12 protein-coding genes are annotated in these 15,568 nt (G+C 42.3%); 8 read left to right on the top strand and 4 right to left on the bottom strand.

Features of this window, described 5'->3' with window-relative positions; translation table 11 throughout:
- Window positions 1–204 precede the first annotated feature (204 nt).
- Complete coding sequence (locus I8J31_RS17625) at window positions 205–1,611, bottom strand: M48 family metallopeptidase (protein ID WP_199469906.1); 1,407 nt, start codon at window positions 1,609–1,611, stop codon at window positions 205–207.
- A gap of 34 nt (window positions 1,612–1,645) precedes the next feature.
- On the opposite strand from I8J31_RS17625, the gene I8J31_RS17620 reads away from it, so the two are divergent.
- Both I8J31_RS17620 and I8J31_RS17615 read left to right on the top strand, forming a co-directional pair.
- Window positions 1,646–1,888: a sulfurtransferase TusA family protein gene (locus I8J31_RS17620; protein ID WP_233402881.1), complete on the top strand. Its 243-nt coding sequence runs from the start codon at window positions 1,646–1,648 to the stop codon at window positions 1,886–1,888.
- Between the two features lie 15 nt (window positions 1,889–1,903).
- Window positions 1,904–2,965, top strand: a complete 1,062-nt coding sequence (locus I8J31_RS17615) for an AI-2E family transporter (protein ID WP_199469905.1) — start codon at window positions 1,904–1,906, stop codon at window positions 2,963–2,965.
- Between the two features lie 60 nt (window positions 2,966–3,025).
- Here the strand turns inward: I8J31_RS17615 and I8J31_RS17610 are convergent, their stop codons facing one another.
- On the bottom strand, window positions 3,026–4,651 hold the full coding sequence (locus I8J31_RS17610) for an alpha-glucosidase (protein WP_199469904.1): 1,626 nt from the start codon (window positions 4,649–4,651) through the stop codon (window positions 3,026–3,028).
- A 145-nt stretch (window positions 4,652–4,796) separates the two neighbouring features.
- On the opposite strand from I8J31_RS17610, the gene I8J31_RS17605 reads away from it, so the two are divergent.
- Window positions 4,797–5,948 carry an MFS transporter gene (locus I8J31_RS17605; RefSeq protein ID WP_199469903.1) on the top strand — a complete coding sequence of 384 codons (1,152 nt, stop codon included), beginning with the start codon at window positions 4,797–4,799 and terminating at the stop codon, window positions 5,946–5,948.
- A gap of 130 nt (window positions 5,949–6,078) precedes the next feature.
- Here the strand turns inward: I8J31_RS17605 and I8J31_RS17600 are convergent, their stop codons facing one another.
- A complete protein-coding gene (locus tag I8J31_RS17600; RefSeq protein ID WP_199469902.1) occupies window positions 6,079–6,957 on the bottom strand; it encodes a LysR family transcriptional regulator in 879 nt (292 codons plus the stop codon).
- A gap of 237 nt (window positions 6,958–7,194) precedes the next feature.
- Between I8J31_RS17600 and leuC the strand changes: the two genes are divergently transcribed.
- The 5 genes from leuC (at window position 7,195) to hpf (ending at window position 12,448) form a co-directional block, all read left to right on the top strand.
- Window positions 7,195–8,622 (top strand): 3-isopropylmalate dehydratase large subunit, encoded by a 1,428-nt coding sequence (gene leuC / locus I8J31_RS17595; RefSeq protein ID WP_199469901.1) that lies wholly within the window; start codon window positions 7,195–7,197, stop codon window positions 8,620–8,622.
- A gap of 17 nt (window positions 8,623–8,639) precedes the next feature.
- Entirely contained in the window at window positions 8,640–9,290 is a 651-nt protein-coding gene (leuD, locus tag I8J31_RS17590) for a 3-isopropylmalate dehydratase small subunit (protein WP_199469900.1), read from the top strand.
- A 31-nt stretch (window positions 9,291–9,321) separates the two neighbouring features.
- Window positions 9,322–10,407, top strand: a complete 1,086-nt coding sequence (leuB, locus tag I8J31_RS17585; protein WP_199469899.1) for a 3-isopropylmalate dehydrogenase — start codon at window positions 9,322–9,324, stop codon at window positions 10,405–10,407.
- Window positions 10,408–10,489: 82 nt separating this feature from the next.
- Complete coding sequence (gene asd / locus I8J31_RS17580; protein ID WP_199469898.1) at window positions 10,490–11,608, top strand: aspartate-semialdehyde dehydrogenase; 1,119 nt, start codon at window positions 10,490–10,492, stop codon at window positions 11,606–11,608.
- A gap of 447 nt (window positions 11,609–12,055) precedes the next feature.
- Complete coding sequence (hpf, locus tag I8J31_RS17575) at window positions 12,056–12,448, top strand: ribosome hibernation-promoting factor, HPF/YfiA family (protein ID WP_199469897.1); 393 nt, start codon at window positions 12,056–12,058, stop codon at window positions 12,446–12,448.
- A gap of 272 nt (window positions 12,449–12,720) precedes the next feature.
- Here hpf and I8J31_RS17570 read toward each other — a convergent pair whose 3' ends face one another.
- Window positions 12,721–15,519, bottom strand: a complete 2,799-nt coding sequence (locus I8J31_RS17570) for a bifunctional aconitate hydratase 2/2-methylisocitrate dehydratase (RefSeq protein ID WP_199469896.1) — start codon at window positions 15,517–15,519, stop codon at window positions 12,721–12,723.
- Window positions 15,520–15,568: the final 49 nt, after the last annotated feature.

Here is a 15,568-nt window from a genome sequence, read left to right as displayed (position 1 = left end):
CTTTCGTTAACGTTGAAAGATATGGGAGCGACGGTAGATACCAGCGTAAATCTAAAAGGGGCTTATACTTTTGACCAAAAAGAAGCTTTATATAATGCGAAACATGCAGAGCTTCAAGCTCAATTTGATAAACTTCATTCACAGCTGTAGTCTTTAATGTTTTCAAAAAAGCCAAACTTAATGTTTGGCTTTTTTGTTTTTTTTTTAATTTAAATTTTCCTGTTTCTCGGCTTCTTTTATTTTCTTAAAATAGTTTTCAGTTTCTTTTATTATATTTTTTTCATTACCCACCGCATTTTGTTCTGCGCGGTTAATGAGGTATTGAGCGGCTTTATCCTTGCCTTGGCTAAAGTCAAGTTGAGCGCGATAATTTAATGCCATAGGAATATTTCTACGAGATTGATAGTACTGGATATCTGCACGCCAAGTTAAGCGCTTTTCGTAGAGGTAATCTGCATTAACCGTAATGGGTTTAGATTGGGTTAGCTCGGCATGAAGCATTGAAAATAAAATGTTGTTTGGGTCTAACTGAAGCCGCTGCTCTACGATCATTAGGCTTTCTTTTATATTGCCTACAGCAGCAAAACTTAACGCTTTTAGATAGTCTGTAAAGGTATTGTCTTTTTTTATTCTGTTTAAGTATTGAATGGACCTTTCTGGGAACTGAATTAGGTATGAATACAGCGCTTTTGCAAAATTGCTGGCATCTAGGTTGGTAATCACTTGGTTTAAATAGTCATAGGGCCGATCTGCTAAACCAGCTCGGTAAGCCAGCATGCTTGCTCTAAAATAATCAAACTCGCCGTTACTTTTATTGCTTAATATAGTTTTTTTTGGCTCAGCATTCATTGAATCTGATAGCCTAGTATTGGGTGATGGATGAGTGGATAAAAACTCTAAATTTGGTCTGCCTAGGGCTTTCTTGAAGAAAGCGCGAAACAGTTCTGTCATGCCATCTGGATTGAGGTCGGCATCGATTAAATACTGCTGACCACGACGATCTGCTTCTTGCTCTTGATTACGGCTGTAGGTTAAGGTGTTTTCCGCTTGGTTGGCTATTCCCCCTAACCAGAGGGCTGTAGTGGCATCACCGCCGGCACCAGCAAGGGCTGCAGCAATACCTGCGCCAATTAATACAAGGGCTTTACTGAGTTCTTCCCCAGAGTTTTGATTTTGTCTTTCATAGTGCCTGAGATCCAAATGAGCGACTTCATGGGCAAGGAGTCCAAACAACATGTCTTCACTGTCAATCATCTCCAGAATGTCAGAGTAAATAAACATGTGGTTACCGGGAATAACGAAGGCATTGCTTTGGGTACTATTCAATAGCGTTATTTCTACTTTTTTATTGAATAGGTCGGTTTGAGGTAGCAGCTTTGATAGGACATCTTTTAGGTAATCGTAGGCAGGAGGGAAGTCGATTAAAGCTTGGCTGCCATTGAGTTTTCTAAACCAATATTGGCCAAGAATGTAAGATGGGTTTGACAGTGTTCTTTCATCTTTGTTCGCTTCTAGATCCGGTAGGGTATCATTTGCTAGCGTTGGGGAAATACTTGTGACAGCAAAAGCTAAGATGGTTAAGCCTGTTGTAACCTTTGAAAATAGTCTCATAATATGGCGGATGAACTCACAAGGAAAATTAGACATGATGGTCAACGAGTCTAAACAGTATGACGTAATCTTGGATGCAAGAGAAGATCGTTGTCCAATGCCCTTACTGAAGGCCAAAATGGCGCTAAGTAAAATGGAAGTAGGTGGTTTGTTGTCTATTAGTACCTGTGACTCTGGGTCTCTAAAAGATATTCCTCAATACGTCTCTTTAATGGGGTTCACCTTGTTGTCACTGACTACTGATAATGGTGTATTTACCTTTGAGATCAAAAAATAATGAAACGGGCTTTATATGTTTAAAATTGTTGATTCGCTGATTAAGCGTTATTTTTCCAATGAAGAGGTGGTGGTATTTTTACTGTTGCTGGTTGCAACCATATGTGCTTTGGCGTTTTTGGGGGGAGTGTTAGCCCCAGTATTGATTGCAGTGGTATTGGCGTTTCTTTTACAAGGTTTGGTCGATAAACTACAGCGTTTTGGTGTGGGGCATATTGTTTCGGTTTCTATTGTTTTTCTTAGTTTTATTTCCGTGTGTGGTGTGTTTATTGGTGTCATGGTGCCTATTATTTGGCGTCAGGCGGTACGTTTTGTTCAGGACTCGCCAAGTATGTTTACAAGCATCCGTGATGAGGTACAGCAATTTGCTGAAGGTAACAGTGAAATTGTGAGCCGAGCGGCTATTGATGAAGTTGTTAACTCGTTGGCAAATGAATCCACTAATCTTGGGCAATGGTTAGTGTCGTTTTCTTTATCCAGTATTCCTTCGTTATTTTCTTTAGTGATTTATCTGGTTTTAGTGCCATTAGTAATGTTCTTTCTATTGAAAGATCAAGAAAAAATCTTGGGCTATTTAACGTCATGGTTGCCTAAGGAAAGAAAAATGATGCGGAATATCGCTAACGAGATGAATGAGCAAATAGCTAATTATATTCGTGGCAAGTTCATTGAAATGATGGTCGTTGGGATTGTTACTTACTTTGTATTTTTAGTGTTTGGGTTGAGATACGCAGAGTTATTGGCTTTGTTAGTTGGCCTGTCTGTGTTGATTCCTTATATTGGTGCTGCCGCTGTGACGATTCCTGTTGTACTAGTGGCGTTTTACCAATATGGCACTCAAAGTGAGTTTATTTATGTGGTCGTGGCTTATTTAATCGTGCAGGCTTTGGATGGTAATGTATTAGTGCCTTTGCTGTTTTCTGAAGCGGTTAACCTTCATCCATTAGCAATTATTGTGGCGGTATTGTTTTTTGGTGGCATTTGGGGGTTTTGGGGAATCTTTTTCGCAATTCCATTGGCAACCTTGGTGAAAGCCATTATTAATGCTTGGCCCAATCAGGAACAATTAGCTTCATAGGGTTTACGCGTTATTTATTAATAACAAGGCCCACCTGATAATGGAGTGGGTCTTGTTGGTTTATAGAACTATGCGAGCAAAGAAAACGCTAAAGGGCGGGAGTACTACGGTTCTGTTATCAAGGTAACCACAGATTATCGCTTCAGGAAGCGTTAACTCGGACAAGGTCAGTTCTGTGGGGATGATTTTATCTTGCTCTGAGGTATTGAGTGCAATGAAAAGTTGTTTGCCTTGATGGTTACGAGTAAATACCAGTGTTGTTTCATCGTCGTAGATAAATTCAATATCACCATGAATCAGTTCTGGATGGGCGCGTCTTACGTGTAAAAAGTCTCGGTAAGCATGTAATACAGAGCTACGATTGCCTTCTTGTTCGCTGACAGCTAATAGCTTGTGTGAGTCTGCTATAGGTAACCAGGTCTCATTAGACTTAGAGAATCCACCTTGTTTATTGTTTTCCCAAGGCATGGGGGTTCTGCAACCATCACGGCCTTTAAACTCCGGCCAAAAATTAATGCCAAATGGATCGACCAGTTGTTCAAACTCTAGCTCTGCTTCCGGCAAACCTAGTTCTTCCCCTTGGTATAAACAAACGCTGCCTCGTAAGGACAGCTGCATCACCATGTAGACTTTGCTTTTTGCCGCTGAGGCATGATTGCCACCCCAGCGAGTCGCTACGCGTTCAACGTCATGGTTGCCAATTGCCCAACAGGGCCAACCATCACCTAAACCTGCTTCAATGGTTTCCATAGTAGTGCGGATATGGGTCATCGAAGCATCGTGGGTGAGTAGGTCGAAGGAGTAGCACATGTGCAATTTGTCTTTGCCTTGAGTATAAGCCGCCATGGTATCGAGAGAAAAATCACACCCGACTTCGCCCACTGTGGTGCTCCCTGGGTATTGATCGAGTAAGCTTCTAAGGCGTTTCAAAAATGTAATGTTCTCTGGTCGAGACTTATCATACAGGTGCAGTTGATAGGCATAGGGATTATCAAGTCGAACCCCAATACTGCCTTCGACGACTTTTTCTTTGGGCGGATTATTTCTCAGCTTTTCATCGTGATAGTAATAGTTGGCGGTGTCTAAACGAAAGCCATCTACGCCTTTTTTAAGCCAGAATTCAACGGTATCTAATAATGCATCGACCACTTTTGGGTTATGGAAGTTTAAATCGGGCTGACTGTCGAGGAAGTTATGTAAATAGTATTGTTTCCTGCGGCTGTCCCAATGCCAAGCGGGGCCGCCAAACACGGATAACCAGTTATTGGGAACTGTACCATCGGGTTGAGCATCGGCCCATACGTACCAATTTGCTTTGTCATTGTCATGGCTTTGACGTGATTCAATAAACCAAGGATGCTGATCTGAGGAATGATTCAATACTTGGTCTATCATCACTTTTAAACCGCATTGATGGGCTGACTGAATCAGTTCATCAAAGTCTGCGAGAGTGCCAAAAATAGGGTCTATATCGCAGTAGTCAGAAACATCATAGCCGAAGTCTTTCATTGGGGAAGTGAAAAAGGGCGATAGCCAGATAGCATCGACTCCTAGGGAAGCTATGTAATCCATTTTCGCTGTGACGCCTGGAAGGTCACCAATGCCATCATTATTTGAGTCGAAAAAACTGCGGGGGTATACCTGATAGATGATGGCGCCGCGCCACCATTCTTGATTATTAGTCATATTAAAACTTCCCGCCTTCGCGTTTGTATGGCCTTAATGAATCGTGCTTTTTACCATTATTTGCAGCATACTTAAACACTCTTACTAATGCATTATCTTTTGCTGCCTTGTCTGGCGGCAAATCAGCACTATTTTTGGAATCATTATGTTCTCGAAAAAAGCTCGTCCAGTGGCATGGCCGTTATTTATTTTTTACTTTTTCTTCTGTGCGGTGATAGGCGTGATGATGCCTTACATCTCGGTGTATTATAAATCGATTGGGTTATCTGCTTCAGAAATCGGCCGCTTAATGTCTACGTTTACTCTATCGGGTATTTTGATTCCTCATTTTTGGGGCTGGCTGACATCAAAGATTGGCTTGCCAAAACGGGTTTTACAACTGGGAATATTAGGCTGTTTTATTGCCGTTATTCCATTTAATTGGAGTGATCAATTTGAAACGCTTTGGCTCCTGACTTGTACCATGGCGTTGTTTTATTCTGCTTTGATTCCTATGACGGATGCCTTGGCAGTAAGGAGTATTCGTCATCTGGATGTGCCTTATACTCGCCTCCGAGTTGGTGGCTCCATTGGTTATGTGGTCGCGGTGGCTGGAGCGGGTTTTTTAATTGAACAGCTTGGCATTAGCATTGTGATTCCAACTATGTGTGTGTGTTTAGCCTTGTCTGTTGTGACTTCCTTTTTTATTAAAGAACAGGCTTATGAACAGGTTAGTCATAAGGAAAGCACTTCCTTTTTAGAGCTTTTAAAAACACCTGAATCCCTGCTGTTCTTTGCTTTGGCTTTTTTAGCCTTTATGGCTCATGCACCTTTTAATGTGTTTTTTGCTGTACATCTCTCGAATTCTGGCTATAGCGGAGAAGAAATTGGCTTGTTGATGGCCTTAGGGGTAGTGATTGAGATTATCTTATTTATGTACTTTGGTAATGCCCTTAGGCGTTTTCATGTGGTTCATATTGTTGTTCTTTGTTTTGTCTGTGGGATTATTCGCTGGTTCTTAGTAGGTTGGTTTGCAACCTTAGTGTGGGTGGTGGTGCTTACCCAGTTGTTGCACTGCATCACTTTTGCTTTATTTCATATGGTGTCGATTGAACAGATAAGACGACTATTTCCTGAGCGCTACGCCGGACAAGGGCAAGCCATGTACAGTGCTTTTGCTATTGGTTTAGGTGGTGGCTTAGGGATGGTGATGACTGGTTATTTATGGGAATGGGCCGGTGGTGCTTGGGCTTTTACCAGTGCTTCAGTTATCAGTGGGTTAGCATTGGTGATTTTGTTAGCCAGCCAGCGTCGCTAGTTTTTACTATATTTACATTCAGAGGTATGGCGCTTGGTTTGGAGCTTGACGTCTACTTTAATTGAAAAATACAGACCAGACTATAGTAATACCTCAACATTAGTTTGCGCTTATTTTTTCATGGGCGGATCTAATAAACAGCATCGCTTTTTAATATCTCAATAAAAGCGATAGCCGCTCTGCTTAGAGTTCGCTGTTTGTGGTGAATAACCCCTAATTCTCTTTCGACGTTTAAATCTGGAATATGTAATACGGCCAGTTTGTCATCTACTAAGGTGGAAGGCAGTAATGACCAGCCCCAGCCAATACTCACCAGCATCGCTAATGTTTCTAGGTTGTTGGTGTTCATACGAACTTTAGGCTTGAGTCCCTGTTTAGCAAATGCGTGCTCGGCGATTTGTCGAGTAAAGGTATTCTTATTGGGTAATACACAGGCATTATTCGATAACTCGATCAAACTTACGTTTGTAGATAAGGCAAGTGGATGATCTTTACTGACCACGCAAGTAAGAGGATCCGACCATATTGGCAGTGACTCAATCATCGGATTGTCTTTATTAGATAGGGTGATAACACCTAACTCTGCATTCCCTTTGAGCACGTCTTGGTAGGCATCTTCTGACTGGGTAAATTCGATCTCAAGTTGAGCGCTGGGGAACGCTTCTTGGAAGCGCTTGAGTGATCTAGGTAAGCGGCGCAACCCAACGTGGTGGCTAGTGGATAAACGGAGTTCACCGCTCACATCTTCCAGCTGTAATGTCATGCTGCGCTTTATATCTTGTAAATCCTCCGCCATTTTTTTGGCTTTGGGTAATAGGCGGTTTCCTGCTTCTGTTAGTTGTACTTGTCGGCCAATACGGTCAAATAGTTTGACACCTAAACTACTTTCTAGCGCGGCAACGCGTTTACTGACGGCAGGCTGGGTGATAAAAAGGCGCGACCCAGCTTCGGAAAAAGAGCCAGTTTCAGCGACTTTAATAAAGGTAAGCAGTTCAGCAATGTCTAGCATTCCAAAAAATAATCCGAATTATAAAAATTATGAATTGGAGTTATTTAAACGAAAGTTTTAGGATAGCGCAACTAGATTAGGCATTTTCACAATGTAACGAGCGAAGCTAAGACGAGGCAAAAATAGGCGAGAAGGCGGAGTTTATAAATTATAAATGAGCACTTCGAGTCTATTTTTAACAAAGTATTAGCAAGCGCAGTAATTGTGCAAAGGTCTTAATAATTTTGGAGAGAAAAAATGTCAGCTAAAACCCTCTATGACAAGTTGTGGGATAGTCACCTTGTCCAACAACGAGATGACGGAAGTGCATTAATCTATATTGATTTGCAGCTACTTCATGAGGTGACTTCCCCTCAAGCTTTTGAAGGGCTAAGGCTTGCTGGACGTCAGCCTTGGCGAGTATCAGGTAGTCTTGCCACACCTGACCATAACGTTCCGACAACAAAGAAAGAACGTATTGATGGGGTTGATGGTATCGAAGACCCAGTGTCTAAAATTCAGGTCACGACGTTGGATGATAACTGTAATGAGTTCGGTATTACTGAATTTAACATGAAAGACATTCGCCAAGGGATCGTACACGTTGTTGGGCCAGAACAAGGTGCGACGCTTCCTGGTATGACGGTGGTTTGTGGGGACTCTCATACTTCTACCCATGGTGCCTTTGGTGCTTTGGCTCATGGTATTGGTACCTCCGAAGTGGAACATGTTCTTGCCACTCAATGTTTGGTTCAGAAAAAGAACCGCAATATGTTGGTACGCGTTGATGGAGAGTTGTCACCTTGGGTATCGGCTAAAGATGTTGTGTTGGCGATTATCGGTGCGATTGGTACGGCTGGCGGCACGGGTTATGCCATTGAATTTGGCGGTACCGGTATTCAGTCTTTGTCGATGGAAGGGCGTATGACGGTTTGTAATATGGCGATTGAAGCGGGCGCTCGTGTTGGTTTGATTGCGGTTGATGATACGACATTGGAATACGTTAAAGGCCGCCCCTATGCGCCAAAAGGTGAGCAATGGAATATGGCAGTGGAAGCTTGGCGTGACTTGGTTTCCGATGCTGATGCTCAGTTTGATGAGGTGGTTGTTCTTAAAGCGGAAGATATTAAGCCTCAGGTTACTTGGGGAACCTCTCCTGAAATGGTGATTGCTATTGATGAGCCTATTCCTCGTCCTGAAGATCAAAAAGATGCGGTGACGAAAGAAGGTTATGCGCGTGCATGGAAATACATGGGCTTAGAAGGCAAGACGACTTTAGCGGATGTTATCTTGGATCGGGTGTTTATTGGTTCTTGTACTAACTCTCGTATTGAAGATTTACGCATCGCGGCACAAGTGGTTAAAGGTCGTAAAGTGGCTTCTAGTTTGAAACAAGCGATTGTGGTGCCCGGTTCCGGTTTGGTGAAAGCACAAGCCGAAAAAGAAGGTTTGCATGAAGTGTTTGAAGCCGCTGGTTTGGAGTGGCGTGAGCCGGGTTGTTCTATGTGTTTGGCGATGAATGCGGATAAGTTAGGGAATGGGGAACATTGTGCTTCAACCTCTAACCGTAACTTTGAAGGTCGCCAAGGGTTTGGTGGTCGTACGCATTTGGTGAGCCCTGCGATGGCGGCCGCTGCCGCTATTGCTGGTCACTTTGTTGATGTTAACGAATTGGTTAAACACTAAGGTCTTTAGGAGAGATTATGCGTCCTTTTACTAAACATACAGGTTTGGCGGCTCCTTTGGATTTGGCAAACGTTGATACGGATATGATCATACCTAAGCAGTTCTTGAAATCCATCAAGAGAACCGGCTTTGGTAAAAATTTATTTGATGAGCTTCGTTATCAAGATGAAGGTCAGCCAGACCAAGAATGTACTGGTCGTCCATTACGTGATGAATTTGTATTAAATCAAGCGCGTTACGCCGGTGCGAGTGTGTTGTTAGCTCGACACAACTTTGGCTGTGGCTCTAGTCGTGAACATGCGCCTTGGGCGTTAGATGATTATGGTTTTCGCTCTATTATTGCGCCGAGTTTTGCCGATATATTTTTCAATAACTGTTTTAAAAATGGTTTGCTTCCTATTGTGCTTCAAGCAGAAGAAGTGGATCAGCTATTTGCTGAAGTAACAGCGAAAGAAGGTTCTGAGATTACGGTTGATCTTGCTGCGCAAACAGTGACGTCGCCTTCTGGTGCTGAGTTTACGTTTAGTGTGGATGATTTCCGTAAGCATTGTTTATTAAACGGGTTAGACGACATCGGTTTGACGCTTCAAGAAGAATCTCATATTCGTCGCTACGAAGAAAAAAGAATGAATGAAGCGCCGTGGCTTTTCATGTCACGTGGTGAGTAAGCTTACAAAATTAGAATTTAAGGAATGTGGAATGAGTAAAAATATATTGGTATTACCGGGTGACGGTATTGGTCCAGAAATCGTAGCGCAAGCGGTTCGTGTGTTGGATGCTGTTAATGAGCAGTTTTTTTTGAATATTTCCCATGAGAGTGCGTTGGTGGGCGGCTCAGCTTACGATGAAACAGGCTCTCCATTGCCGGAAGGCACATTGTCTAAAGCAAAAGCGGCGGATGCCATTTTGTTAGGTGCGGTAGGTGGGCCTAAATGGGATGGACTGGATATGTCTGTTCGCCCTGAAAAAGGTTTGTTGGGTTTGCGTTCAAACCTTGAGTTGTTTTCTAATCTTCGTCCTGCCATTCTTTACCCGCAACTGGCTGAGGCTTCTAGTTTAAAGCCTGAAATTGTAGCCGGTTTGGATATCTTGATTGTTCGTGAATTGACTGGCGGTATTTATTTCGGTCAGCCTCGTGGTATTCGCACTTTAGAAAATGGCGAACGTGAAGGTTTTAATACTTACGTTTACAGTGAATCTGAAATTCGTCGTATTGGCCGTTCTGCATTTGAGGCCGCTCGTCAACGTGGTAAGCGTGTTTGCTCGATTGATAAATCTAATGTGTTGGAAGTGACCGTACTTTGGAAAGAAGTGATGGAAGAAGTGGCGAAAGAGTACCCGGACGTAGAGTTATCTCACATGTTAGTGGATAATGCTGCGATGCAGCTGGTTCGTGCGCCAAAACAGTTCGATGTAATGGTTACTGGCAACATGTTTGGTGATATTCTATCCGACGCCGCTGCAATGCTGACAGGATCTATTGGTATGCTCCCTTCGGCTTCTTTAAATGCAGAAGGGCGTGGCATGTATGAGCCTTGTCATGGCTCTGCACCAGATATTGCAGGCCAAGGTATTGCAAACCCATTGGCGACTATTTTGTCTGTTGCTATGATGCTGCGTTACTCTCTTGATTCAAAAGAGGCGGCAGATGCTATTGAAACCGCAGTAAGCACTGTTTTGGACCAAGGTCTTAGAACAGCCGATATTGCATCAAATGGATGCGAAACAGTCAGTACGCAAGCCATGGGCGATGCCGTACTTAAAGCGTTAATAGCGCTGAATTAAAAACCTAACATCACAGGGGTGTTAGGGATCATTAGGGATACTGCTCTTGGTATGAGTGGCCCCACAAAAAAGGTAGATAACCATGTCAAAAAACACTGTAGGTTTAGTCGGATGGCGCGGAATGGTTGGTTCCGTGTTGATGCAACGTATGCGAGAAGAAAAAGATTTCGATCATATTGATCCTGTTTTTTTCACCACTTCTCAAACGGGGCAGAAAGGTCCAGAAATTGGTAAAGACATTCCATTGCTTCAAGACGCAAGTGATATTGAGTCGTTGAAGAAAATGGACATTATTATTACCTGTCAAGGTGGTGATTATACCAAGGCTATTTACCCTCAGTTGCGCAAGGCGGGTTGGAAAGGTTACTGGATTGATGCAGCATCTTCATTACGTATGGAAAGTGATTCCATCATCGTTCTCGATCCAGTTAACCAAGATGTCATCAAGCAAGGCTTGAAAGATGGCGTTAAAACCTTTGCAGGTGGTAACTGTACTGTGAGCTTGATGTTAATGGCATTGGGCGGCTTATTTGAAAAAGGCCACATTGAGTGGATGACGTCCATGACCTACCAAGCGGCTTCTGGTGGCGGCGCTCGCCATATGCGTGAGTTGATTAATCAAATGGGCATGTTGAAGGGGGCGGTCGCTTCTGAGCTGGCAGACCCAGCAAGCGCCATTTTGGATATCGACCGTAAAGTCGCAGAGCAAATGCGTTCAAGCTCGATGCCTGTTGATCAATTTGGTGTGCCATTAGCGGGAAGTTTGATCCCTTATATTGACTCCCAATTAGACAATGGTCAAAGCCGTGAAGAATGGAAAGCTCAAGCGGAAACCAATAAGATACTAGGTAATACTAGCCAGATTATTCCGGTGGATGGTTTGTGTGTTCGTATTGGTTCTATGCGTTGCCATAGCCAAGCGTTCACAATCAAATTGAACCAAGATATCCCAGTAGCAGATATTGAAGGCATGCTAGCAGAGCATAATGATTGGGTAAGTGTTGTTCCTAATGAAAAACAAGCGTCGATGGAGCGCCTAACACCGACTTTTGCAACGGGTACTTTGAATGTGCCTGTTGGTCGTATTCGTAAGCTAAACATGGGGCCTGAGTACATCAGCGCTTTTTCTGTTGGCGATCAGCTTCTATGGGGGGCTGCAGAGCCTCTACGTCGTATGCTACGTATTCTTCTGGAAGATTGATAAAAATAGACTTTTAGTAAATACCTAGAAGGCGTTAGTGGTTAAACCACTAGCGTCTTTTTTTTGTGATCAGTTTAGTCGGTTGAGCTATTTTTCATTAGCTATGATGGCTTTGAATCGGTCAGAGTAACTAAGATGAACTAAGCTCTAATTAGGGTGATATTTTCTGTGTGTCGTACTTGCCATAGCAAGACAGTAACGAAATAGCTTCGAAGCAACAAAAGTTGTTCGCTTTGGTGAGGTATGATATTGATTAATAAAGTATTTGCTATTGTTTTTAGGTTCGCTTGAAGAAACGATTGAATGGAATCATGATCTTGAACAAGTATTTACGTTTGTGCTATTGAAATCCGTTCACTTCATCCATAGATTATAAGTATGACTATAACGAAGGAGATCAGAAACGGCGTAAAGAAAACATTTGACTAAAACAGAAGGAAATTCTCTATGTATACATTGAATATTAGCGGTCACCATGTCCAATCTGGTGAGGAAGTTCAAGAATTAGTTAAAGAAAAAATGGATCACTTGGCGCGAATCAACAATCAGATAACCAGCATCAAAGTGATTTTGAATACGGAGAAGCATGAGATTCATGAATTAATCGTTGAAGCCAGTGTGCATATTCCTGGCCATGATCTTTTTGCCACTGTTAAAACAGACAAACAACTCAAGCCTGCCTTGGATCTATTAGTTGGAAAACTAGAGAAGCAACTTATTAAATACAAGGCCAAACATCAGGGCCGCCAACATCATATCAATGCTCAAGATGTCGAAAGTCCAATCGAGCGACAGCAACAAGCAGAATTTGATGAGCTGGTTGAGCGTGAAGTCATTTAGTCACTATAAATACAAACATTGGAGAGGCCTCGCATAGCGGGGCTTTTTTGTGCCTGTCAAAAGACAAGGCTGCCTCGTTATGAGATGACAAGCAAGTACTAGAAGAAGGGGGGTAGGGGGTGGTTAATGGTTTTTTGAAAATATTGGAGCGGATAGAAGGTCAATTAGTTTGTATATAGAGTTGTGCCCTTGAGTTAGGGCACAACTTTGTATTGCAAACACAGTGATCATTCTTGTGTTCATTGACATTTAGTCGAGCTTAATTCGACCTACTAAAGGTTACTAACAGGAATAAATTCTGGTGTTGAGACCATTTCTTCAGTCGGTGGAATAAAGCTAGTAAGGTCAATACCTTCAACTGCACCTTTATATTCTTCAATGGAAGGGAAGCGACCCAGTACCGTTGAAAGTACAACCAAAGGTGTAGAGCCAAGTAGTGATTCACCTTTTTTCTCCGCGGTGTCTGCTACAACACGACCTTGGAATAAGCGTGTTGATGTCGCGATAACCGTATCACCTGGTTCCGCTTTCTCTTGGTTACCCATGCATAAGTTACAACCAGGGCGCTCAAGGTACATGATGTTTTCGTACTTAGTGCGTGCCGCACCTTTAGGATTTGTATCATCAAACTCAAAGCCAGCGTACTTTTGTAAAATATCCCAGTCGCCTTCCGCTTTAAGCTCATCAACAATATTATAGGTTGGCGGTGCAATCACTAATGGTGCTTTAAATTCAACTTTACCGTTTTGTTTTTCAATGTTGCGTAGCATTTGAGCAATGATTTGCATATCACCTTTGTGGACCATGCATGAGCCAACAAAACCTAAATCAACTGGCTTACCGTCGTAATATGACACTGGACGAATAACATCATGGGTGTAACGTTTAGAGGCATCTTCATTGTTTACATCAGGATCGGCAATCATTGGTTGATCGATAACATCTAAATCAATGACCACTTCAGCGTAGTATTTAGCATTATCATCAGGTGATAACGCTGGAGTCGTGCCAGACTTAATGCCTTCGATACGCTTATCAGCTAATGCAATCAAGCCGTGAAGTGTTTTCGCTTCGTTTTCCATACCCTTGTTGATCATGATCTGGATACGGCTCTTAGCAAGCTCAAGTGATTCAATTAACGTTTCATCTTGTGAAATACAGATAGACGCTTTTGCTTTCATTTCAGCAGACCAATCTGTGAATGTAAATGCTTGGTCAGCTAATAAAGTACCAATGTGCACTTCAATTATACGGCCTTGGAAAACATTTTCGCCGTCAAATTGTTTCAACATTTGTGCTTGAGTCGCGTGTACAACATCGCGGAAATCCATATGGCTTTTCATGTTACCTTTAAAGGTAACTTTTACAGACTCAGGAATAGGCATAGCAGATTGACCTGTTGCTAATGCAATCGCTACGGTTCCTGAATCGGCACCAAATGCAACACCTTTAGACATACGGGTATGTGAGTCACCGCCAATGATGATTGCACGATCGTCAACAGTAATATCATTCAATACCTTATGAATAACGTCTGTCATCGCAGGGTAAACCCCTTTAGGATCACGTGCAGTGATAAGGCCAAATTTGTTCATGAAGCTCATTAGTTTCGGGATGTTGGCTTTCGCTTTGCTATCCCAAACTGATGCTGTGTGACAACCAGACTGATATGCCCCATCAACAATTGGTGAAATAGTTGAAGCGGCCATAGCTTCTAATTCTTGGCAAGTCATTGGGCCGGTGGTGTCTTGAGAACCAACAATGTTCACTTTTACACGAACATCCGAACCTGCATGTAATGGTGTGTCAGACAAAACACCAACCGCATTGTTATTAAAGATTTTTTCTACCGCTGTTAAGCCTTGCCCTTCTATAGAAATTTCTTTTGAAGGAGCAAATACTTGCGGTACTTTTACACCTAAAGCCTCAGCTGCAAAAATTTGAATCTTTTTACCAAAAGTAACAGCGTAAGAACCACCGGCTTTCATGAATTCAATTTTTTGTGGAGTAAAAGCTGAAGAAACATCAACTAATTCTTTATCACCATTGAGTAACTTTTTAGCTTTTGTATCGATAGTTAATACAGTACCTGTAGCAACTGAGTAAGCTTCTTCTAATACCGGCTCACCATTTTCGTCTACAACTGTGCTTCCGTTTGCATCAACTTTCTTAACCCAGTTTTTAAGGTCAAGACCAATACCACCCGTCACATCAACGGTTGTTAAGAAGATTGGAGAAATGCCATTTGTACCTGCAACGACTGGTGCGATATTAATAAAGGGTACGTATGGACTCGCTTGTTTACCCGCCCAAAGTGCAACGTTGTTTACACCAGACATACGAGAAGAACCAACCCCCATAGTGCCTTTTTCAGCAATAAGCATTACTTTTGCATTAGGGTGTTTAGCTTGTAGTGCTTGGATTTCTTCTTGAGCTTCAGGAGTAATCATACATTTACCGTGTAATTCACGGTCTGCACGAGAGTGCGCTTGATGGCCAGGAGACAGTAAATCTGTTGAAATATCACCTTCACCGGCAATGTAGGTGACTACTTCAATTTTTTCTTCAACATCAGGTAATTTAGTAAAAAATTCCGCTTTGGCAAAGCTTTCTAATAACTCTTTAGCAATTGCGTTACCGGCTTTAAAACCAGCTTCAATGCGAGCTAAATCGGCGTCGTATAGAAATACTTGTGTTTTTAAAACTTCTGCTGCAGGTTTTGCCACTGCAGCGTTGTCAGATAATGCTAAATCAAGAAGTACACCAATTGAAGGGCCACCTTTCATGTGTGACAACAGTTCAAAAGCAAATTCTGGCGTAATTTCGGCTACTTGAGAATCACCTAAGATAATCTCTTTTAAAAATGCCGCTTTAACGCCCGCAGCACTGGTTGTGCCTGGTAGTGTGTTATAAATGAAGAAATTAAGTGAATCTTCACGGTGCGCATTACCTAAATCTTTAATCTGAGCAATAATTTCTGCTAACAAATCACTGCCATCAATTGGCTTAGGGTGTAAGCCTTGTCCTTTTCGATCTTCTATTTCTTGTAAGTACTCTGAATACAGGCTCATTTAGACCTCTGAATAATAATTGATGATAAGATTGTGTATGAAAAGGGCG

Source organism: Marinomonas transparens, from assembly GCF_016463975.1.
Lineage (GTDB): Bacteria > Pseudomonadota > Gammaproteobacteria > Pseudomonadales > Marinomonadaceae > Marinomonas > Marinomonas transparens.
The sequence above is the reverse complement of the archived record's forward strand: the minus strand, read 5'-3'. Positions and strand labels throughout refer to the sequence as shown.